Here is a 20,154-nt window from a genome sequence, read left to right as displayed (position 1 = left end):
AAGAAGTCTCAACGAAAACAGGGAGAAAACCATGACCAAGACGGCCCGTATCGCTTCGCTCATCACCGGCATCGCTCTCGCGGCGCTCGCCGGTTCCGCTGCCCAGGCCCAGATCAAAGAGCGCAATATCCGCATCTCCAACGGCATCAACGAAGATCACCCGATCGGCAACGGCGTCGCCAAGATGCGGGCCTGCATGGCCGAGAAATCCGGCGGCAAGCTCAAGCTGCAGGGCTTCTGGGGCGGCTCGCTCGGCGGCGACCTGCAGGCGACGCAGGCCCTGCGCGCCGGGACGCAGGAGATGGTGATCACGTCGTCCTCGCCGCTGGTCGGGATCATGCCCGAACTCGGCGTCTTCGATCTGCCCTTCCTGCTCACCAACGAGAAGGAGGCCGACGCGATCCTCGACGGCCCCTTCGGCAAGTATATCGCCGACAAGCTGCCGGGCTTCGGCGTCGTCAACCTGTCCTACTGGGAGAACGGCTTCCGCAACCTGACGAACTCGAAGCGCGCCGTCGCGAAGGCAGAGGAACTGACCGGGCTCAAGGTCCGCGTCATGCAGAACAACATCTTCCTCGACAGCTTCAAGAGCATGGGGGCGAACGCGACGCCGATGGCCTTCGGCGAGGTCTTCGCGGCGCTCGAAACCCACGCGATCGACGGGCAGGAAAACCCGCTGGTCACGATCGACACCTCGAAGCTCTATGAGGTGCAGAAATACCTGACCATGACGCGTCATGCTTATACGCCCATGCTCACGCTCTACTCGAAGAAGCTCTGGGACCAGCTTTCGCCCGAGGAACAGGCCATCCTGACCGAATGCTCGATCGTCGGCCGCGACGAGGAGCGCCGTGTCGCGCGTGACCTCAACGACAAGTCGCTGGCCAATCTCAAGTCCAAGGGGATGCTGGTCTCCGAGGTGTCGCCCGAGGAACTGACGAAAATGCGGGAGGCGACCGCCGCCGTGTATCAGCGCCATGAGGCCACAATCGGCAAGGCTACGATCGACCGCATCCAGGCCGATCTCGCCAAGATCCGCGGCAAGTGAGCACGACGATGTGAGCACGACGATGTGAGCTCGGCGCTCCCGGCTGGCGAACATGCAAGCCGGGAGCGCCGGGGATCCATCACCCCATCATCGAGCGGGCGGCGTCCACCCTCCGACCGGCCCCGCCGCGAACCAATGCCATTCGAGAACTTCATGAAAATCACCGACATCACCACTCTCGTCGTCAACGCCGAGATGCGGAACTGGATCTTCGTCAAGGTCGTCACCGACCAAGCCGGGCTCCATGGCTGGGGCGAGGCGACGCTGGAATGGAAGACCCGCGGCGTCGTCGGGACGATCGAGGATCTGAAGCCGTTGATCATCGGGCGGGACCCGCGCGACATCGAGCAGATCGTCCGGATTCTCCAGAAGCAGAGCTTCTGGCGCCTCGGCGTCATCGGCATGTCGGCAATCAGCGGCATCGAACAGGCGCTGTGGGACATCTGCGGCAAGGCGCTCGGCGAGCCCGTCTGGCGACTGCTGGGGGGCAAGGTCCGCGACGAGCTCCCGGTCTACACCCACCTTGGCCTTGGCGACATGCGCGCGGTGTACGAGACCTTCGATCCGACGGCGCTGGCCGAAAGCGCGCTTGCCCTGGTCGAGCAGGGATACAACGCGCTCAAGGTCGTGTTCATTCCCTATACGCACTACACCGCCACCACGAAGGGGCTTCGCCATGTCGATAGTCTCATGCGGTCGCTGCGCGAGGCCGTCGGCGACGACGTCGAACTCATGGTGGATTTCCATGGCCGCTGCGCCTCGGCCGCGGCGGCCATGCGCTATATCGAGGTGCTGGCTCCCTACCGGCCGCTCTTTGTCGAGGAGCCGATCCCGCCGGGCGAGATCGCCACGCTGAAGACCATTACCGAGAATTCGCCCTGCACGATCGCCACGGGGGAGCGGCTGGTTCACCTGGACGATTTCGAGAACCTCTTCTCAAATCGCGCCACGCACATCGCCCAACCCGACCTCTGCCATGTCGGCGGCCTCTCGCAAGGCCGCAAGATTGCCGCGATGGCGGAGGCCGCAGGCATCGGCCTTGCGCCCCATAACCCGCTCGGCCCGATCGCCGGTGCGGTGGCGCTGCATTTCGGCTTCGCCACGCCCAACATCATCATCCAGGAGGAAATGGTCGGCGCCGTGGCTTGGTACGATGAGGTGGTCTCACTCCCGATGCGCCGGGTGAAGAGTGCCTGGCAGCTTTCGGAGGCGCCGGGGCTTGGCATCGAGGTCAATGAGAAGATCGCCGCTTTGCACCCGTTCAAGCAGGAAATTCTCCACACGCAGCACGCCGTGGCCGCCGATGGAACGGTCGTCGACTGGTAACGCCCCCGAGCTCCGGCACTCGCCTGCGGAGGGCCCTATCCGGCGCGTCAGAACATCGGTTCCGCGCTAAGTAGAGTCGATCTCGGGGTACTGCGGCGGAGCGCCGGCAGATTGGCTCAACGACCCTGACCAAACAACGGCGCCCTTTCGCGAAAGAACGCGAGCAAGTGCTGCACGCGCGGCACCATGGCCCGATCGGACGGCACCATTGCTTTTATCCAGAGATCGGGAACGGCATAGCCCTCGAGGATTTCGACCACTTCGCCGGCGGCGATCGCTGCGGACGACACATATCTGCTGATCATTCCGATGCCGAGGCCGGCTTTCGCTCCGTTCAGGAGCAGAAGCATGTCGTTGCTGGAGATGCGCGCCCTGACAGCGACGCTGATCCTGCCCTCGGGACCTATGAACGGCCAATTGGCTCCCGTCGGCTGATAGACAAGACAATCATGGCTTTGCAGCTGGCGCGGATTCTCCGGGCAGCCGCGCGACCCGACGTAGTCGGGGCTTGCGATGAGGCTCCTCCTCACCGGCCAAAGAAACGTGTCGATGACGCCGTCGAAGCTAAGGGGAAAGGCGCTGATGGCGATGTCGAACCCCTCGGTCGCGGGGTTGAACGGACCGTCCATGAGGAGAACCTCGACGTTCAGCGAGGGATGCGCCTGGACAAACCGCTGAACCAGACCGCTGAGGTGCAGGAAGCCCTGGGTCGTCGGCAGCTTGATGCGGATGGTACCTTCCAGCTGAGCCGCTCCCTTGCGCATGGCGGCGACCGCCTCGTCATGCAGGTTGACGGCATCCGTCATGCGTTTGAGGTGGTACTCGCCATCGGCGGTGAGGCCGACGCTGCGCGTGGTGCGGTCAAGCAGCCGCACATTGACGGCGGCTTCAAGCTGCATGACCCGCTTCGTCAAAACCGAGGGCGAGAGATCGAGCGCTTCGGCCGCGGCGACGAAGCTGCCCCTGCGAGCGATCATGATCAGCGCCCGCATATTCTCGATCATACTCATTATTCACGATTCACGAATTCTGGATCGTTCACAAGGCGCTTTTTGAACCTCATCGGGGCAGGTAGCGTCACCGGAGGAAGGTGAGACGCCGAATTCTTGCCGATTGAGCAATTCATCTGCGGCCCTTCGGGAAATCCCGGCGGCATCGCACCGGGTCATGCCCGCTCGTTGGCGATGAGTTTCGTATCTCGAACCGCAACTGGCTGCCGGTGCAAGCCGCTGGGCACCAGACAAGGAAAGGAACGAAGATGAAGCCAGAACGGTATGACGTAATCGTCGTGGGCGGCGGCTCCGGGGGGGTCGGCGCGGCCGTCGGCGCCGCGAAAGCGGGCGCCCGCGTCGGGTTGATCGAAGCCGCCGGCTGCCTGGGCGGGGCCGCCACGATGCGCAACGTGCTGACCTATTGCGGGCTCTACACACTGGCCGAGCCGCCCCGGCAATCCGTCGCCGGGGTCGCCGAGGAGGTCATGGCCAAGCTGCGCCGCTGGGGCGCGGTGACGCCTCCGAAGCGACATCGCGGCGTATTCGTCATCTTCGATCCCGAGGCTGCCAAGCGGGCGCTCGACGAGGTCTGTCGGGAGGCCGGGGTGGATGTGCTGCTCCACGCCTTCGTCTCGGGGGCGGACCGCGAAGGCAACACGGTGACGCGGGTCCACTACGCCGACCATTCAGGCGTGCACGCGGCGGAGGCCCGCGCCTTCGTCGATGCGAGCGGCGATTGCGACCTGGCCTTCTTCGCCGGCGCATCGACCCGCTACGGCAACAACGGCGCGGTCAACCTGGGCACGCTCGGCACCCGCTTCGGTGGCGTTTCGCCCGATGCGGACGTGTCAGCCGCGAGCGTCACCGCCGTCATCGCGGCGGCCCGGGACCGCGGCGTTGTCGGGCTGACCAAGAGCAAGAGCGTGATCGCCCGGCTGCCGCTGTCGGGCGACGTCGTCGCCTACCTCGCCAGCGAGGACTATGATGCCCGGGATGCGCGCAGCATGACGCGTGCCGAGATGGGCGGGCGTACCCAGGCCTGGACCTATCTGGAAGTCCTGCGCACGCTGCCGGGCTGGGAGCGCGCCTACCTCTCCTCGACAGGACCTGACTTCGGCACGCGCGAGAGCCGGCACATCAACAGCGCCCAGCAGCTCAGCTGGCAGCACGTCACCGAAGGGCGACGCGTTGCCGATTGCATCGCGCTCGGCTCCTGGGGCGTCGAGTGGCACGATCGCGAGACGCTCGAGAGCAGCTTCATCTATCCGCCGGACCGCGGCACTTACGATATCCCGCTCGGCTGCCTGATGAGCGCCGACACGCCGAACCTGTTCGCCGCCGGGCGCACCGCGGACGCGGATCGCGAGGCCGGCGCCTCCCTGCGCGTGATGGGCACGGCCTTCGCCACCGGCCAGGCGGCGGGCGTGGCGGCGGCGTGCTTTGCTCGGGACGGACGCGCCGAGCCCGCCGAGGTGCGCCGTATCCTCTCCGGCCAGGACGCGCTGCTCGACCCGGCAGACATGCCGCCGCCGGTCGCGACCGCCTGACCGCAAAGGGTCTGACCCGCGCGCAACAAGACAAACAAGACAAAACAGGGAGGATGCCATGCTGCCGAAAACCATCAGTCAGGAGCGCCTCGGGCGAGACAACGCCTCTTCCTGCATCACGGCCGCGCCAGCGCGGCTGCTCGTGCACACGCTCCGGGCCTTCGCCGCCGCAGCCATGCTGTATGCGTCCCCCGCGACATCACAGGATTGGCCGAGCCGGCAGGTGACGGTCATCGTCCCCTTCGCGCCGGGCTCCACCCCCGATATTGCCGCACGCATGGTCGCCGAGCGCCTGCAGGCCAAGCTCGGGCAGCCCTTCGTGATCGAGAACAAGCCGGGGGCGAGCGGCAATCTCGGAACCGCAAGCGTCGCGCGCGCCGAGCCGGACGGGCATACGATCGGCGTCAGCATCGTCGGGCCGCTTGCCCTCAACCCGCTGCTGTTTGCCAAGATGACCTACGACCCCAAGACCGAACTCGCGCCGGTGACGGTCTTGGCGTCACAGCCCAGCGTGCTGGTCGTCAGCAAGGATCTCGGCGTCAAAAGCACGCAGGAGCTGATCGCACGCCTCAAGCGGGATGCGAGCAAGCTGAATTTCGGCTCGATCGGAAACGGCTCGCTGTCTCATCTGGCGGTGGAGGCGATCGCCCTTAAGAGCAATGCCAGGCCGGTCCATGTCCCCTATAACGGCTCGCCTGCGGCGGTGACCGCCTTGATCCGTGGCGATGTGCAGATGGCGGTGCTGCCGGCGTCCTCTGTCGTGCCGCAGGCCGAAACCGGGCAAATCGTGCTTCTGGCCGTCACAGCCGCACGACGCTCCGCTCTCCTGCCGGACTTGCCGACGCTAGCCGAGGCCGGAATCGCCGGGGTGGAGGTCGACAGCTGGATCGGGCTGGTCGCACCGGCCAGGACGAGCCCGGCGATCCTGGCGAAGCTGGAACGAGAAGCCCGCCAGGTCCTGGCTGAACCTGCGATCCGCGAGAAGTTGAAGGTCCAGTACATGGAGCCGGTTGGCAACGCGTCCCAGGACTTCCGCGCGCTCCTCGACACCGAACTGGAGCGCTGGGGTCCTGTCATCAGAGCCAACAACATCAAGCTCGGCCAGTGACGACGGTGAGCCGGCGCGCTCAAACCGCGCGCGCCAAGGTGAATTGCGCCAGGAGCTGACATTCGAAAGCACCCGGAAAGCGGAGGCAGGTAAAACGCGCGGAACCACTGTCCAAGCGCGCTGCCTGCCGAACCGCCCTTTTCGTCTCAGCGACGGCTGCTTGAAACCCGAGCCTGATGCCCACTGGACAGGAACTGCATGAAAGCCGGCGGGAGCTCAATGAAGCCGAGCGCTTCCTGACGGATATCGAAGTCCGCGATAGCCTCGGTCAGCATCTCGAATTCCCGCTCACCATCAGAATCCCTCGATGATGAGATGAGCTGTGCAGCTCGCAGCACAGCAGCCTTCCGCTGTTCATAAGACGAGATCATCACGGCGTCGGCGTTCGGCATGACACCACCTCATCGCTACGCAACCTCACATCTGCAAAGCTAGTGACCCAGCCGCTGGAATAAGAGTCGCTTATACAAGACGGCTCGGTAGCCGGCCCCTCTCCCTTGCCTCGCCGAGATGTCGTCGCCGACCTTGTGGCGCAGAGCCGCAATGACGGTGCGCCCCGCGCCCTACCCGCACATCGGCGAGCACGCGTGATGATTTGCAGCTCGCGCCAAGATTTGCCTGAAAGCCGATTTGCCCGATGCCGGTGAAGCGCCAGTTCCTGACATTCGACTACCGTCTGGAAGCGGACGTTGGATTGAACTCGCCAGTGTACGATGACGGCGCGAAGGTCGTTCTCGCTGTCATGGTTCGATGTGTCGCGCGAACGACCTGCGAGCGCGACGCGGCACCCTTCTGACCAAGTTCTGAGTTTATTGGGGGATGGCCAGCCGATCGTGGTGCAAGCGCATCGCATTGGTCTTCTCGATATCGATGCCAACAGCTCCAGCAGCAAACGCCAATCGCCACCCTATAGATGCTCGATGCGGTCTCGGCCGAAACGAAGCCGTGCTTCACATCGCGTAGCTCGGCCGCGAGATCACGCATAGTACATATCACCATGCCGCTGCGGAAACGCCCGGCACCGGCTGTATCCGCGATCAACTCTCTGCGCCGGACAAAGACCAGCGCGTTCATCTCCTGAACCCCGACCAGCGTATTGGTGCCGTTGGTCGGAGAGGTCGTGGCTTGCTGCCGATCGCGATGGCGAAGGGCGCCAATACCGCCGATCGCCATCATCCAAGAAAGATTGCCCTTGAACCGGTCTCGGTGAGGCTGCTAGCCAAGGTTTCGGACGGTGCGGACGATGAACGCGTGAATACGATTGCACCGGTCCCCCGTGAGTACTGGGTCCACGGAAAGACGATCAAGGAGGTCGACCGCGGCTGCCCGTGGTCGCGGCGGAACGGTGTAAGGCAGGGCTCTCGCCTGCGTCGCGAGCGGGACCTCCGGCATTACTTGCGCGGCTCCCACTCCTGGCGCGCAAGGGCAAGCCAGCCATTATCGTAGATGGGCTGTCCGGCGATCGACAACGGCCCACCGGAATCGTCCTTGAGTTGGTTATCAGGAGCGCCGTCGCCATCATTGTCGACACCGCGGCCGGCGATCCGTGGGCATTTGAGCATCAGCGGGAACGCGCCTTCGGCCAGGCGAAGACCGCCTCTGGTGTCGCTCGGATAATGCACTCCGAGGACCTCGCGGAGCTTCGCGATACGCTCGGCCAGCAGCCAGAACGGACCCGGCTGGCCCTCGGGGTTGTTGGCGTCCGGGGGGCGTGAACCGAGCGCAACCGGAACCACTTGCTCCAGGCATTTCGCAATGAGGAAGGACTGGGTTGCATGCCCGCTCGGATAGGCTGGATGCCCTGGTGGATCGATTGGCGCGAGCAGGCTCGGATCGAGGCGGACGGGCCGCGGGCGATTGAATATGTCCTTATAGTACATGCAAAGGAATTGCCCAAGGCGCAGCGCCGTAGCTGCGAAGTAATATGTATACGGATGCGTCTGAAGGTTGAATTGCAGCAAAGCGCGGAAATATCCGATGATGCCGTTGCGTTGAGCCAGCGATTCGGCCATCGCTCCGGGCCGGAATTGAGCAAGGCGTCGCAGGTGTTTTAATTCCCTTTGAACTGCCGAACAGTTATCATCATCGATATCGCTAATTAAATCGATGTCGGCCTTCATGTCGCTGAGATTCATGAGCTTTGTCCAGGCCAATTGACCTGATGAATTCTTCAACTTCATAAATTCTGCAAGAACGAGCAAAGAGGCGTTGTCAGGTGTGAAGTCAGTCAGACGCGGCTCGATCGCCTCGGGGGCGATAGGCCAGCAATCGGTCGGCGAAGTAGGCGGCCAGGCATGGCCCAGGCGCGGCGGCCAGCGATGGCCGCGATAATCCGTTTCGCCGTTGCTTTTCCGGATATCCCTTTCCGGCGCGACGCCGATTGGGCGGATAACAGAACCGCGGCCGCCGCCCAGCGCGTCGAAGTTCTCGAAGCCTTCCGCTCCATCGGCCCCGTCAGCCCCGTCGGCGGGACCGAATGCACCATTGCGCGCCATTTCCCCCTCCACGTTAGGAAATTAATGCTATTAGGTCCTCGCTATCAGTTCGGCAGGCCTGCCTGCTGCAAATGCGCGGCGAAGGCCTCGCGCAGGCCAGGTTCGAAAAACGGCAGGCGTGTACGTGAATACGTTTCCAGCGAGAAGCCGGGGCGCACGGCCATGAACCGGGCAGCCACCTGCCGGGCATCGTCTCGCGAGCCTGCCGCGGCCAAAGCCGCCGCGAGCAGCAGGAGCGTCGCCCCATGCAGCGGGTTTTCAGCCAACGAGCGGCGTTGCCAGCGCACAGCCTCGTCGAAGCTGCCGTTGGCATAGTGCGCGATGCCCAGAAACATGAGCTGTGAATAGCGCATCGGATCATGCGGCGAGAGCCGAAGTCCTTGTTCGGCGCGGCGCACCGCCTCCTCGCCTTTACCAAGATAGGCGAGCGTCGCGCTCGACAGCGTCCAAACGAGTGGGTGGTTCGGGCAGGCCGCGAGAGCCTGGCTAAAACATTGCAGCGCAGCGTCGCTGTCACGCCGCAGCATCGTGTTCATATGGCCCAGAGTGGCAAGAGCCAATGCGTTCGCCCTGTCGATGTTTGTGGCACGCGTTGCAAGCTCAAGCGCCTGCAAAGCGTCGTCGTCGGGATGCTGCGACCATCCGCGCCCGATCCGCACGCTGTGCCAGCGTGCGGCCCAAGCGACCGGCAGGGCGAAGTCGGGCTCCTCAACCATGGCCTCGCCTAGGTAGCTGCGCGCTCGCTCGAACGTGGCGTAATCCGCACTCGCTATCGTGTAGAGGGCGCGCAGCATCCGATCATAGGCCGTCAGACTCTCCGGCGCCTTGCGCATCGCGCGCTGGAGTTCGGCGGAGCGCACCTGTGGCGCGAGCCCCATCGCGATCTTGCGGGCCACCTCGTCCTGCAGATCGAAAATCTCGCCCATGCCGATACGGGCGCGCTCGCCCCAGAGCGTTTCACCCGATTGCGTGTCGCAAAGCTGCACCGAGATGCCGTATCCTTCGTTTACGCGGCGCATTCTCCCGAGAAGCGCGTAGCGTACGCCCAGTGCACGGCCTACCTCTCGGGGGTCCGGCTGGCGGCCGCGGAAGATGGCACTCGAGGCCGGGGAAACGACGAACAGCTCGTGCAGGCCAGCGAGCGACATGCCCACGTCCTCTGCGAATCCGTCTCCGAAATGAGCATCTTCCGTATCCCCATCCTGATCGAGGAGTGGCAGCACGGCGAGGGAGGGCAGCCCCGCTCCTGTCTGAATCGGAACAGTGACCCGTACCAGCTCGGTCTCGATCGCGAACAGGCGCGCGCGCTTGTGGAAGCCCTTCAGATCGGCATATCCTAGGTCCCGCAGATCAACCTGAGCCGAGGCGTCCAACGCGTCCCGTACGCGTTCGGAGATCACGATTCCGCCGGGCGCTGCGTGTGACTGCAGCCGCGCCGCGAAATTCACCGCATCTCCGAAAATCTGCGAGTTACTCTCGATCACGTCGCCGACATGGATTCCGATGCGGAGGACGACAGGCACGGGGTCGACCGAGCCTGCGGCCTCGAGATCGGCCTTGATGCCGTGCTGGATGGCGCGAGCCCATGCGACGGCATCGCCTGCGTTCTGAAACCCGGCCAGGACGCCGTCGCCCAACACGTCCACGATTCGGCCTCTGCACCGTTCCGTCTCGGGCTCGATCAAGCCGCGCAGTAGGGCCATCCATCGCCCATAGGTACCGGCCTCATCCGCGGCCATGAGCGTCGAGTAGCCGACAACGTCGGCGAAGGCGATGGCGACCATGTGGCGCTCGCCGTGGGCTGGCGCGGGTACATTTCCGTCGACGTCGGAAGCGAACACCATCGGCACATCCACCTGCGGCTGGATCCGATCGGTCGGGGCGCCGTGCGCCGGCCCCCGTGGTATAACGATTATCATGGCGCTCGAAGCGCCCGAGCGCTAGTCTTTTGAGAATGGTGGCCTGCGGGAGCCTGCCCGCGGCAGGATCGGGGGGCTCAGGATGTCGGACCCGAACGAAGTCCGCCTGGTATTGTCCGTTCGCGCCTGGAATGAACTGCGCCAAGCTTACAAGCGTTGGGACTCCGAAGAAGTCCATAGGCAACTCAACGCCAGAATGCGCCTGGGGCGCGATGACTTGTTCAGCGTGGTTGCCTACCCGTCGAACATTCCGCCCCCTGCTGGCGTCGACATCTCTAGGGATGAGCTTCTCGAGTTTCTGGTTTTCGGGATCGTCATTCATGGTGGGCAGGAGGCTGCGGAAGTCTTTGCCAACAGTGTGACGCGCGAGAATTTTGGACCTGACGCTGCTGTCGGGGCCGATCTCGTGGTGAATCCAGCGCACGATCCATTCTCAACTCATTGGTGCCCGAACGAAGCCGGCGATGGCTTGATGGGAGATCGCGCCGCAGCGCTCAGGACGATCCGGGCGAACCCGTCATTGCTGACGGCGGCTGGACTGCCCGGGCCCGAGCAAGTCAACATCGTCTTCGTGGACACCGGCTTGCCGTTGCGTCTTCTTCCTGCGGGAAGTTTCAAAGGTTGGCCCGTCCTGGAGGATTCCGCGCATTCCGGCGCAGTGCGGCTGCCGGGCAACCCGCTGACCTCTCACGGCGAAATGGTGGCGCGAAACGCACGGGCCGTTGCGCTGGCGGCGGCGCCTCCCGCCAAGCTAAAGCTGCTGGATTGCCCGGCAATTCCGGACGGCATCACGCGGTTCCCGGTCTTTCTTAGTTCCGTCGCAGCCGCGCTGTTTTCCATATTCAGCACCATAGCCACCGGGGCGCGGAAGGCAGAGGGTTGGGTGATCTGCAACGCCTGGGCGGTCTTCGATCCGACCGTGAAGCCCGGCCAGGCTAGCTACGCCAATAATCCCGACCACCCGATTGCGATCGCATTGCGGCTGTTGAACGATACTGGAGCCGATCTGGTCTTTGCCGCCGGCAATTGTGGCCAATTCTGCCCAAACCCACGCTGCTCATCGGATTTCACCGGTCCCTCCCGCGGCATCAACGGGGCCAACGCGTTGCGGGAGGTGCTGACGGTGGGCGCCGTGCGCAACGATCGGGTTTGGCTCGGCTATTCGGGCCAGGGCCCGGGTATCGCCGGCATGGCCAACAACAAACCGGACATATGTGCGCCCAGCCAGTTTGCGAGTGACGACTACCCAGGCAGCAATACCGGCACCTCCGCGGCATGTGGCCTTGCGGCGGGCGCTGTCGCGCTCCTGCGCACGAAATGGCCGTCCGGCAGGCTGATGCCAGACACGCTCGCGGATGCCATCCGGCGCAACGCGGATCAGCCCTATGGTCCTGCGGACTGGCAGGACCGAACTGGGCATGGCATTCTCGACCTCGCGGCGACCGCAGCAGACCTGAATCAGCGATTTCCACCCGCGGCGCGACGAAGCGCCGTTCGACGGTCAGGAGCGCATTAGCTGTTCGCGGGCGGCTGTTGCCGGTCGTGTTACTTCGTCGGCTGAGAGCGCGCGGTGAGCTTGTTTCCGTCCGGATCGCGAAGGTAGCCTACGAAGGCTCCGTTCGGGCGCTCGCTGGGTGGGCTCTCGATCGCCGTGCCACCATGCGTGGTGCCGGCCTTATGCCACGCGAGCACATGGTCACGGCTCGCAGCGGCGATACCGATAGTCCCACCGTTGGCCGCGGTCGCTGGATGGCCGTCGATCGGCTTCGTGATCATCAGCCGACCGCCCTTGTGGGCATAGATCAGCCTGCCTCTGGCATCTATCTCGCCAGGCTCGCCTCCCAACGCAGCGAATGTGGCGTCGTAGAAATCTCTGGCCCGCTCCAGGTCGTTGCTGCCGATCATGACGTGAGTGAACATAAGCTTATCTCCAAAGAGGGCCTGGGCGAGATAATCGAGCGCGGAGACGAGTGGCTGACCGCGAATAAAGACCGATGATCGTCAGCCGCCCTGTGCGGCCTTTGAGGCATGATCAGTACGCAACCTTCAATTCAGCGGGCCGGAGCGCCGACGCCTAGCATGTCTCTTTCGATGACGAATTCAGGCATGACGCGTCTCCATGATAAGGGGGGCGCTGATTTCGGCTCTTCATTGCGTGCGCAGCGCCTCGCACTCGCCAGACTGGGCGTTCCGAAGGCCGAGCCGGACGACGATCAGGTCCGTTTTCCCGTCAGGGGTAATTCGGACGACGCTGCCATCCTCCTTCAGGATATAAGCCGAAAGCCCCACGCGCCGCGTCCGCTCTACTGCCCGCCGATGGAATTGTTCGAGCCTATCCTCAGGAATGGCGGTCATTTCACGCGCTCCAAGGCTTCCAGAACCCCAACGGATACGCACTCCGGCATCCAGGGAATGTGAGGTGGATCACATAAGGAACGTCGTGCTGCGGGCCTCATCCTGAGGTGTGGGAACTGGTTATTGGCTTTCGGAGGGCAGGCCGTGCGGCTATACTGCCGTTCGGTCACCGGGGGCAGATTGCGCGCTGCAGGACAACAGCGGCTTCTGGTTCGAAGGGGGATGACTTTGCGTTTCTTGCCCTCCGCTCCCGCCCGAGCTGCGGGTCGAATGAGGCGGCGCGATTTTATCGCGCTCGCCGGCGGGGCGGCGGCGTGGATGAGCCCGGCCCGCGCCCAGCGGCCAGCCATGCCGGTGATCGGCTATCTCGGCTCCGAGGCCCCCGAACCCTATGCCAGCCGCCTCGATGCCTTCCGCGAGGGCTTGGCGGAATCCGGTTACGTTGAGGGTCGCAATGTAAACATCGTATTTCGATGGGCAGAGGGCCAATATCGTCGCCTGCCCGCGCTCGCGATGGATCTCGTCGACCGTCAGGTGACCGTGATCGTGGCGCCCGGAGGGGCGGAGGTCGCGCTTGCGGCAAAATCGGCAACGGCAACGATCCCAATCGTCTTCGAGATGGGGGGCGACCCCATTGCACTCGGCGTGGTCGGCAGCCTGTCTCGGCCAGGAGGCAATCTCACGGGGGTGTCGAGCCTGAGCGTCGAGGTCTCGAGCAAGCGCCTGGAGTTCATGACCGAGCTGTTTCCCGCCGCCGAGATATTCGCGGTGGCCGTCAATCCGACCAGTCCGACCTCGGGCTCGCAGATGAGGAAGCTGCAGGCGGCGGCAAGCAGCCTGGGATTGCAGCTTCGCATTTTGAATGCCAGCACCGAACAGGAGTTCGACGCGGTGTTCGCGGCCGTGCCTCAGATGGGTGCAAAAGGCCTCGTCTTCACCTCGGATCCCTATTTCGCCTATCGCAGCCAGCGGCTCGCCGAACTTGCGAGCCGCCATGGGGTGCCGGCGATCACCCAGGCTCGCGACTTCCCGATGGCCGGCGGCCTGATGAGCTATGGCGGCGATTTCCGACAGTCGCACCGTCACACCGGGATCTACGCCGGCCGTATCCTCAAGGGCGAGAAACCTTCCCATCTGCCGGTCCAGCGGGTCACCAAAGTCGAGCTTGTCATCAATCTGAAGGCCGCCACTGCCCTGGGAATACCTCTCCCGGTCCCGCTGCTGAGCAGCGCCGACGTTGTGATCGAATGATTGAGCCGGCGAGCCGGCGCATGGGCCAACACGGTGTCCGATTTACCTCTCGCCCCCCGATCATCACTGTTCGCGAAGTCCTTTCTCGCCCTGTTTGCGGCGGTCGTCGTGCCTCTTCTCATGGCGGGTGGGAGCGAAGCGTGGTTCGGCTTCAATGACCGACGGGACAGGCTGAATGAGCTTCTGGATGTGGAGGCCCGATCGGCGGCGGCCAAGATCCAGGATTTCATGGATGGAATCCGCGATCAGCTTCAGTGGACCGTTCAGCTGCCCTGGTCGGAGACTGTCGATGACAGGCGCCGGCTCGATGCCCTGCGCCTGCTACGCCAGGTTCCGGCCGTCGTGAGCCTGACCCTCGTCGACGGGGCCGGCAAAGAACGGCTGTTCGTCTCGCGCATCGGTCTGAACAAGATCGAGGACGGTACCGACCATTCGGGCAATCCGGCCGTCAGGGGTGCGCGCGCGGATCGGGCCTGGCTCGGCCCGGTGACGTTTTATGGCGGCTCGGAACCCTTCGTGACCGTCGCCGTCGCAGGCAACCGATCGGCGGTCGGCGTGGCCGTCGCAGAGGTCAACCTCAAGTTCATCTGGGATGTCATCTCGGCGATACGGGTGGGGCGAACCGGCGAGGCGTTCGTACTCGACCAGCCCGGCCGCCTCATCGCCCACCCCGACATCAGCCTCGTGTTGCGCGCCGACGAGACGGCGACGCGACCGCTCCAGGCCCTGCGAGCGGCCATTCTCGCGAAGTCCGGCCGCGCGATCGCCGGCCGGGACATGGCGGGACAAACGGTGCTGGCGGCGATGGCGGGGATACCCGGTTCCGGCTGGAGCGTCATCGTCAAGCAGCCCCTGGCCGAGGCCTTCGCACCCATCTACGCCGGTCTTTGGCGCACCGCCGCGTTGCTTATCGCAGGCGCGGCCCTCGCGGCGATGCTCGCCTACTGGCTGACCCAGCGCATGATCGGACCGATCCGCCTTCTGGAGGACGGCGTCGCGCGGATCGGGGCCGGACAATTCGAGCATCGGATCGAGCTCGCCACAGGCGACGAATTCGAGCGTGTGGCGACGCGATTCAATGAGATGGCCGTCGAGTTGGCGGTCTCACAGGAGCGTTCGGAGCGCATCGGCCGGCTCAAGCGCTTTCTCGCGCCGCAAGTCGCCGAACTGGTCGACAGCACGGCCGACGACCATGTGCTCGACGGCCGGCGTGTCGAAGTGGTTGTGGTCTTCTGCGACCTGCGGGGTTTCACTGCCTTCTCTGCTCGGGCGGAGCCCGAAACCGTCATGGCCGTCTTGAGCGAATACTACGACGCTCTCGAACGGGTGATCAGCACACATGCCGCGACTATGACGAGCTTCTCCGGCGACGGAATGATGGTGCTGGTCAACGCTCCGGTATCTTGCCCGGATCCGGCCCTGCGCGCCATCAGGATGGCGAGCGACATGCAAAGGACCGTGCAGAAGCTCCTGCTCGGCTGGCACGCCCTTGACCATCGGCTTGGCTTCGGCGTCGGGCTGGCGATGGGACCCGCCACGGTCGGGCGGATCGGCTCCGAAGGCCGCCTCGATTACACCGCGATCGGCAACGTCGTGAACCTCGCATCGCGCCTGTGTTCGAGCGCCAACGATACCGAGATCCTCGTCGACCACGTCGCAGCGCTCGCGGTCGGATCGAGCGTACCTCTCGTCGAACTGGACGTGCGGGCCTTGAAGGGTTTTGACCGGCCTGTGCCGGTCTTCGCAGCCGCCATCAGCAGCACCGGCTAAGCGCTCACGGCAGCGATCGCCGACCAGAGTTCCGCGCCTCGCCTCGCTGTGCCCCAAGCGCGCGAAGGTCGGCCCCCGAAGCGATACCGCGTCTAGCTGCGGACCGTCCCGATCTTCGCCAGTGCGCGGAACTGGTCGATATCATGGATCGTCAGGCGCCCACGCCCCAGGGCGAGAACCCCGGCGCGCTTCCAGCCCTGAAGCTGGCGGTTCACCGTTTCACGCGTGACGCCGGCGAGCGATGCCAGTTCCTCCTGAGAGACGTGGATCTCCGACCCGTAATCGGCCGCGAGCATGAGGATACGCCGTGCCAGACGCGCCGCGGCTGGCAGGAACGCCGTCTCCTCCATGCGCTCGATGACGTCGCGCAGCCGGGCACAGAGGAGGCCGATCAACTGCTGCGCGATCGAGGGCTCGCAATCGAGCAGGATCAGGAAATCGCGACGTGGCAGGAAGAACATGTCGGTGTCCTCCATCGCGACGGCATCGGCCGTTCGCGAACGACCGTCGAGCAACGCGATTTCACCGACGACGTCGCCACCTCCGACAAGATTCATCGTCATCTGCTGGCCGAGGTCGTCCGTGGTTCCGATGCGGATCAGGCCGCGCCGGATCGCATAAAGCCCGTCGCTCGCGTCTCCTTTCAGGAACAGGACCTCTCGCGCCTTAAGACGCCTATGCCGGCAGATGCCCGCGATCTTGGCAAGGGTGTCCTCAGCAAGGCCTGCGAAGAACGGATTCGCAGACAGGAGGCTCACGATACGAGGAGCCGCATCGTTCATGCGTCGGCCTCCGGTTCGTGTCTTTCCGGCGCGGGTCGGAGCTTGTGTGACGTAGCGCACAGAAGGCCGGACGGGAACGGTCCAGAAACCCGCCCGGACCAGCCGCCGCGACCGTTTCCCACAGTCATGGCGCGACTGACCCGAGGAGGAGGTCTCACCGTGCACAATACTCTGGATCTTCGTCACGCGCCCTTGAAATTAGTGGCTCCGGAACCGCTTCGCGAGACCGCGCAGCCCATTCAGACGGGGGAGTGCCCGCTCCTGGCAGGTGCGACGCGTGCGATCGGGAGCCTGCGACCTTGGCTGGCGGGGCTTCGCGACAACCGGCGGCCCCGCTTCTATGCCGGCTCCGTCGACGATCGCACGCTCGACGACATTGGTCTGACGCGTACCGATATTCTGTACACCGGCCCGAAATCCTCGTGAAAGGGCCGCCTCGGCCTGCTCAGGAATCTGCGGTCCGATCTTTGAACGGGCTTTCGTCCTGGCCTCGACGGATCGATGCGGGCGCTCAGCGATCGGGCTCGCCATCGTCCTGCCGAGGCTGGCCGGAAGCGGCCACATTGGCCTGGAGGCGCTTGACCATCAGTCGCATGACCGAGAGCGCCATCTGCGGGAACTCGGCGAGCAGCGCCAGGAAGACCTCCTTGCGCAGCTTCAACGCCTCGCCGGACGACGTTGCGACGATCGTCGCAGAGCGAGGATCGCCAGTGACGAGGCCCATCTCGCCGAGGATCGCATTGCGGGCGAGGCTCGACATCCGGACGGGTTCGCTTTTGTCGGTCTCGCTCATGACATCGACCGCGCCTGACAGCAGCACATAGGCCGCATCCGATTCATCGCCCCGCCGAAACAGCACGTCGCCTTGGGCAAAGGCGATGCGCTCGCTGGTGAAGGCGAGAAGTTTCAGTCGAGCCGTGTCGAGATTGCCGAAGATGGGCACTGACCGCAGAACCCGGATTTCCGCGCTGTCGAGCAGGACCGCCCGATCCGGCCCGGAATCGCCCGGGGTCGACCTGTCCTGTGGGACGGCCGGTCTCGCGCCGTCGAATGCGATGTGCACATCGTAGCCCTGGCCAGGTCCGACATCGCGCCCCGCGACGATCAATGTCCGTCCAGCCATCTCCGCCCGTATGCGATCCAGGATCAGGCCCGCTTCGTTCTGGCCGAAGGCTCCAAAGGCATTGTTGAGAATGAGCAGTTGCGGCCGCTTGATGAGGCAGCGCGCAAGCGCGATCTGGGCTTTCATGACCGGGAAGAGCAACCGGCCCGCATAGCCGGCCGGCTGATCGAGGCCCCATCTGTAGACCTCGGCGTCGAGGCCGAGCTCCGCGAGCGTTTCGCGGACGACTTCGTCGGCGGCATCATGCGTCACCGCCCCGAACAGCAGATTGTCGCGCAGCGGCGCCGTTGGGCAGTAGCGCTGCGGGTCGTAGAACGCGATCGACTGGGCCGGATCCGCCGAGGCCCACTCACGAAACCTCGACCGTGCCGCCAGGATGCGGGTCTCGATCGCTGCGTCCAGGAGGCCGAGGCGGTGGCGCGGTTCGGCATAGAGAAAAGCCAACCCGATCAACCGCGTGCGGTCGGCCTCGCTGCCCGCGCCGGCCTCCAGGCGGCCGAGCAGCTCGCGATAGTCCTGGAAATCCTCCGCGGCGATGAAGGAGAACTGCTCGAAGAGCACATGACCCGGCGCAAGATCGCGGAAGATTTCCAGCATCGTGGCGGCGATGCGCCGCCCGATCCCGACCAGCGTTTCGGTCAGGTCCAACCCGGCGAGCAGCTGCCGCGTCGGTTCGTGGCTGGCCAGCCGCGCGCCGACCAGGGCGGGGTCGACCGGCATGCCGAAGAGGATGTTCTCGCCGATCGTCGCGTTGCGGGTATAGCGCTCCGGGTCGTAGGGTTCGATCGCGGCCTCGGCGCCGCGCGCGGCGAGACCGGCCTGGATGCGGGCGCGGATGTCCGAAATCCGGAGTACCACATCGGTCGGAGTGGCGGGATCGAGCTTGCGGGCCAGCCCGAACCTGAACACCGGATCGGCAAACCCGACGATGCGCAGGATCTCGACCAGCCGCGAGGCCAGCTCGCCATGATCCGCGGCATGCGCCTGGCGATGATCGATCGACCAGCCCGCCAGCTTGGTCGCGGCGTCGTTCACGCGGCGCAGGCCGTAGAGGATGTTGTCGCGCAGGCTCCCGTCGAGAATAACCGGTTCGGGGCCGACATAGGCGATCGCCCCGCCGCGCGCCTCCGGCGAGAGTGCCGTCAGCGGAACGCCGGCAATCGTCAGCGAGCCGTCGCTGGCGCTGATACCGCCGCCCAGCAGTTGCGCCAGGATCCCGGCAGCCTCGCTCGCCCCGCCGGACAGGCCGATGTGCCGTTGTAGCGGCAGCGACAGCGATAGCCGGTCCAGCACCTGATCGCCCGCCGCATTCACAACGGTAACGCCCTGCAGCGCGATCAGCCCGGCGGTGGGCAGGCTCGCCGCCTCGCCGGCGACACCAGCGTCAGTTTCGGCAGGCATATCGCCCGTCAGCGCGAAATGCTGGGCGACCTGCTGGAACTTCGCCTCGACGTCCAGCCGCTGCTGGTCCCAGTCGATCAGATCTTTGACCGGAGGCGGCAGGTCGCGATACGCCGCGATGACCGCGACGAGCTGGCCGAGATCGAGGCGCCCGGTCAGCGCGAAATAACCTCCGACAGCGTAAAATAGAAAGGGCGTGAGCTGCGCCAGCAGGCTGTTCAGCATCTTGACTGCGAACTTGCGCTCAAAAAGCCGGTAGCGGATACCGAAGAGCTGCTCCAGTCGCTGCGCGACCTGGCTTTTCTCGACGGCGGATGTGCCGTGGTTGAGGACTTCGCCGATGGTCTCGACCACTTCGCCGATCTTGCCGGCCAGGGCCCGCGACGCGATCTGCCGCTCTTTGCCGAGGCGGATCTGCTCGCGCCGCAAGGCGGGAATGACCGCGCCCTGGATCAGGACCATGCTCGCCGCGATCGCGCCGAGCGCAAGGTTCTGCACCAGAATGAAAGTCAGCGCGGTCAGCACCTGGCCGCCGAGAAAGACCGGTTGCACGAAGGCATCGCCCACGAACCCGCCGATCGGCTCGACCTCGTCCTTGATGATCGTCGCCGCCTCGGACGGCCTGATGCGCTGCAATGCCTCCGGCTTGAAACTCAGCAGGGCCGAGAACAGATCGAAGCGCAGGCGCTGCAGCAGCCGTTCGCCCAACGCTCCCTTGCGCATGTTCACACGGTATTTGAACCCGCCATTGATCAGGACAAGCAGGAGAAACAGGCCCGAGAGCGCAAACAGATAGGATAGCCGATCGAGCCGGACCCCATCGAACAGCGCGAACGATCCACCAAATGCGCTCGGCAGATTCAGCACGATGTGAAAGAGGCGCGCGGTCTCCTGTCCGCCTGCGAACGCACGGCCCTGCAAGGCATCGGAGATGATGTATTTCGGCAGATCAAGAGAGAGATAATAGAACGGCAAGGACACGACTACGATGCAGAGTATTTTTATCTGCTCACGTCGACTATTTCGCCAGATATAGC

At 64.6% G+C, this 20,154-nt stretch carries 16 protein-coding genes; 7 read left to right on the top strand and 9 right to left on the bottom strand.

Annotated features, from left to right (window positions below):
* Positions 1-31 precede the first annotated feature (31 nt).
* Together ACSQ3P_RS22850 and dgoD are read left to right on the top strand one after the other, a co-directional pair.
* Entirely contained in the window at positions 32-1,048 is a 1,017-nt protein-coding gene (locus tag ACSQ3P_RS22850) for a TRAP transporter substrate-binding protein (RefSeq protein WP_436167775.1), read from the top strand.
* A 153-nt stretch (positions 1,049-1,201) separates the two neighbouring features.
* A complete protein-coding gene (gene dgoD, locus ACSQ3P_RS22845) occupies positions 1,202-2,374 on the top strand; it encodes a galactonate dehydratase (RefSeq protein ID WP_436167774.1) in 1,173 nt (390 codons plus the stop codon).
* A 116-nt stretch (positions 2,375-2,490) separates the two neighbouring features.
* Here dgoD and ACSQ3P_RS22840 read toward each other — a convergent pair whose 3' ends face one another.
* On the bottom strand, positions 2,491-3,378 hold the full coding sequence (locus tag ACSQ3P_RS22840) for a LysR family transcriptional regulator (protein WP_436167773.1): 888 nt from the start codon (positions 3,376-3,378) through the stop codon (positions 2,491-2,493).
* 254 nt (positions 3,379-3,632) lie between these two features.
* Between ACSQ3P_RS22840 and ACSQ3P_RS22835 the strand changes: the two genes are divergently transcribed.
* Positions 3,633-4,913, top strand: a complete 1,281-nt coding sequence (locus ACSQ3P_RS22835; RefSeq protein ID WP_436167772.1) for an FAD-dependent oxidoreductase — start codon at positions 3,633-3,635, stop codon at positions 4,911-4,913.
* A gap of 58 nt (positions 4,914-4,971) precedes the next feature.
* Positions 4,972-6,021 carry a Bug family tripartite tricarboxylate transporter substrate binding protein gene (locus ACSQ3P_RS22830; RefSeq protein ID WP_436167771.1) on the top strand — a complete coding sequence of 350 codons (1,050 nt, stop codon included), beginning with the start codon at positions 4,972-4,974 and terminating at the stop codon, positions 6,019-6,021.
* A gap of 146 nt (positions 6,022-6,167) precedes the next feature.
* Here the strand turns inward: ACSQ3P_RS22830 and ACSQ3P_RS22825 are convergent, their stop codons facing one another.
* The 4 genes from ACSQ3P_RS22825 to ACSQ3P_RS22810 all read right to left on the bottom strand — a co-directional run bounded on the left by ACSQ3P_RS22825 (position 6,168) and on the right by ACSQ3P_RS22810 (position 10,360).
* Positions 6,168-6,413 (bottom strand): hypothetical protein, encoded by a 246-nt coding sequence (locus ACSQ3P_RS22825; RefSeq protein WP_436167770.1) that lies wholly within the window; start codon positions 6,411-6,413, stop codon positions 6,168-6,170.
* 277 nt (positions 6,414-6,690) lie between these two features.
* Positions 6,691-7,194 carry a hypothetical protein gene (locus tag ACSQ3P_RS22820; protein ID WP_436167794.1) on the bottom strand — a complete coding sequence of 168 codons (504 nt, stop codon included), beginning with the start codon at positions 7,192-7,194 and terminating at the stop codon, positions 6,691-6,693.
* A 218-nt stretch (positions 7,195-7,412) separates the two neighbouring features.
* Positions 7,413-8,516, bottom strand: coding sequence for a hypothetical protein (locus ACSQ3P_RS22815; RefSeq protein WP_436167769.1), 1,104 nt, complete (start codon positions 8,514-8,516; stop codon positions 7,413-7,415).
* A gap of 44 nt (positions 8,517-8,560) precedes the next feature.
* Entirely contained in the window at positions 8,561-10,360 is a 1,800-nt protein-coding gene (locus ACSQ3P_RS22810) for an adenylate/guanylate cyclase domain-containing protein (RefSeq protein ID WP_436167768.1), read from the bottom strand.
* A 157-nt stretch (positions 10,361-10,517) separates the two neighbouring features.
* On the opposite strand from ACSQ3P_RS22810, the gene ACSQ3P_RS22805 reads away from it, so the two are divergent.
* Positions 10,518-11,951 (top strand): S8 family serine peptidase, encoded by a 1,434-nt coding sequence (locus ACSQ3P_RS22805; RefSeq protein ID WP_436167767.1) that lies wholly within the window; start codon positions 10,518-10,520, stop codon positions 11,949-11,951.
* A gap of 29 nt (positions 11,952-11,980) precedes the next feature.
* Here the strand turns inward: ACSQ3P_RS22805 and ACSQ3P_RS22800 are convergent, their stop codons facing one another.
* Together ACSQ3P_RS22800 and ACSQ3P_RS22795 are read right to left on the bottom strand one after the other, a co-directional pair.
* Entirely contained in the window at positions 11,981-12,355 is a 375-nt protein-coding gene (locus ACSQ3P_RS22800) for a VOC family protein (protein ID WP_436167766.1), read from the bottom strand.
* Between the two features lie 228 nt (positions 12,356-12,583).
* Positions 12,584-12,790: a hypothetical protein gene (locus tag ACSQ3P_RS22795; protein ID WP_436167765.1), complete on the bottom strand. Its 207-nt coding sequence runs from the start codon at positions 12,788-12,790 to the stop codon at positions 12,584-12,586.
* A gap of 270 nt (positions 12,791-13,060) precedes the next feature.
* On the opposite strand from ACSQ3P_RS22795, the gene ACSQ3P_RS22790 reads away from it, so the two are divergent.
* Together ACSQ3P_RS22790 and ACSQ3P_RS22785 are read left to right on the top strand one after the other, a co-directional pair.
* Complete coding sequence (locus tag ACSQ3P_RS22790; RefSeq protein ID WP_436167793.1) at positions 13,061-14,041, top strand: ABC transporter substrate-binding protein; 981 nt, start codon at positions 13,061-13,063, stop codon at positions 14,039-14,041.
* Between the two features lie 33 nt (positions 14,042-14,074).
* Positions 14,075-15,811, top strand: coding sequence for a cache domain-containing protein (locus tag ACSQ3P_RS22785; RefSeq protein ID WP_436167792.1), 1,737 nt, complete (start codon positions 14,075-14,077; stop codon positions 15,809-15,811).
* A 92-nt stretch (positions 15,812-15,903) separates the two neighbouring features.
* Here ACSQ3P_RS22785 and ACSQ3P_RS22780 read toward each other — a convergent pair whose 3' ends face one another.
* Complete coding sequence (locus ACSQ3P_RS22780; protein WP_436167764.1) at positions 15,904-16,779, bottom strand: Crp/Fnr family transcriptional regulator; 876 nt, start codon at positions 16,777-16,779, stop codon at positions 15,904-15,906.
* 325 nt (positions 16,780-17,104) lie between these two features.
* Complete coding sequence (locus tag ACSQ3P_RS22775) at positions 17,105-20,098, bottom strand: cyclic nucleotide-binding domain-containing protein (protein WP_436167763.1); 2,994 nt, start codon at positions 20,096-20,098, stop codon at positions 17,105-17,107.
* Positions 20,099-20,154: the final 56 nt, after the last annotated feature.

The sequence above is a fragment of the Allobosea sp. LjRoot9 genome (assembly GCF_964252745.1).
Lineage (GTDB): Bacteria > Pseudomonadota > Alphaproteobacteria > Rhizobiales > Beijerinckiaceae > Allobosea.
This window is presented reverse-complemented; position numbering and strand designations above follow the sequence as displayed.

Bases quoted from the DNA above. Each gene is read 5' to 3' on its own strand.
- ACSQ3P_RS22825 (WP_436167770.1), bottom strand. From the start codon at position 6,413: ATGCCGAACGCCGACGCCGTGATGATCTCGTCTTATGAACAGCGGAAG.
- ACSQ3P_RS22815 (WP_436167769.1), bottom strand. From the start codon at position 8,516: ATGGCGCGCAATGGTGCATTCGGTCCCGCCGACGGGGCTGACGGGGCC.
- ACSQ3P_RS22820 (WP_436167794.1), bottom strand. From the start codon at position 7,194: ATGGCGATCGGCGGTATTGGCGCCCTTCGCCATCGCGATCGGCAGCAA.
- ACSQ3P_RS22840 (WP_436167773.1), bottom strand. From the start codon at position 3,378: ATGATCGAGAATATGCGGGCGCTGATCATGATCGCTCGCAGGGGCAGC.
- ACSQ3P_RS22810 (WP_436167768.1), bottom strand. From the start codon at position 10,360: ATGGTGTTCGCTTCCGACGTCGACGGAAATGTACCCGCGCCAGCCCAC.
- ACSQ3P_RS22805 (WP_436167767.1), top strand. From the start codon at position 10,518: ATGTCGGACCCGAACGAAGTCCGCCTGGTATTGTCCGTTCGCGCCTGG.
- ACSQ3P_RS22850 (WP_436167775.1), top strand. From the start codon at position 32: ATGACCAAGACGGCCCGTATCGCTTCGCTCATCACCGGCATCGCTCTC.
- ACSQ3P_RS22800 (WP_436167766.1), bottom strand. From the start codon at position 12,355: ATGTTCACTCACGTCATGATCGGCAGCAACGACCTGGAGCGGGCCAGA.
- ACSQ3P_RS22795 (WP_436167765.1), bottom strand. From the start codon at position 12,790: ATGACCGCCATTCCTGAGGATAGGCTCGAACAATTCCATCGGCGGGCA.
- dgoD (WP_436167774.1), top strand. From the start codon at position 1,202: ATGAAAATCACCGACATCACCACTCTCGTCGTCAACGCCGAGATGCGG.
- ACSQ3P_RS22830 (WP_436167771.1), top strand. From the start codon at position 4,972: ATGCTGCCGAAAACCATCAGTCAGGAGCGCCTCGGGCGAGACAACGCC.
- ACSQ3P_RS22790 (WP_436167793.1), top strand. From the start codon at position 13,061: ATGAGGCGGCGCGATTTTATCGCGCTCGCCGGCGGGGCGGCGGCGTGG.
- ACSQ3P_RS22835 (WP_436167772.1), top strand. From the start codon at position 3,633: ATGAAGCCAGAACGGTATGACGTAATCGTCGTGGGCGGCGGCTCCGGG.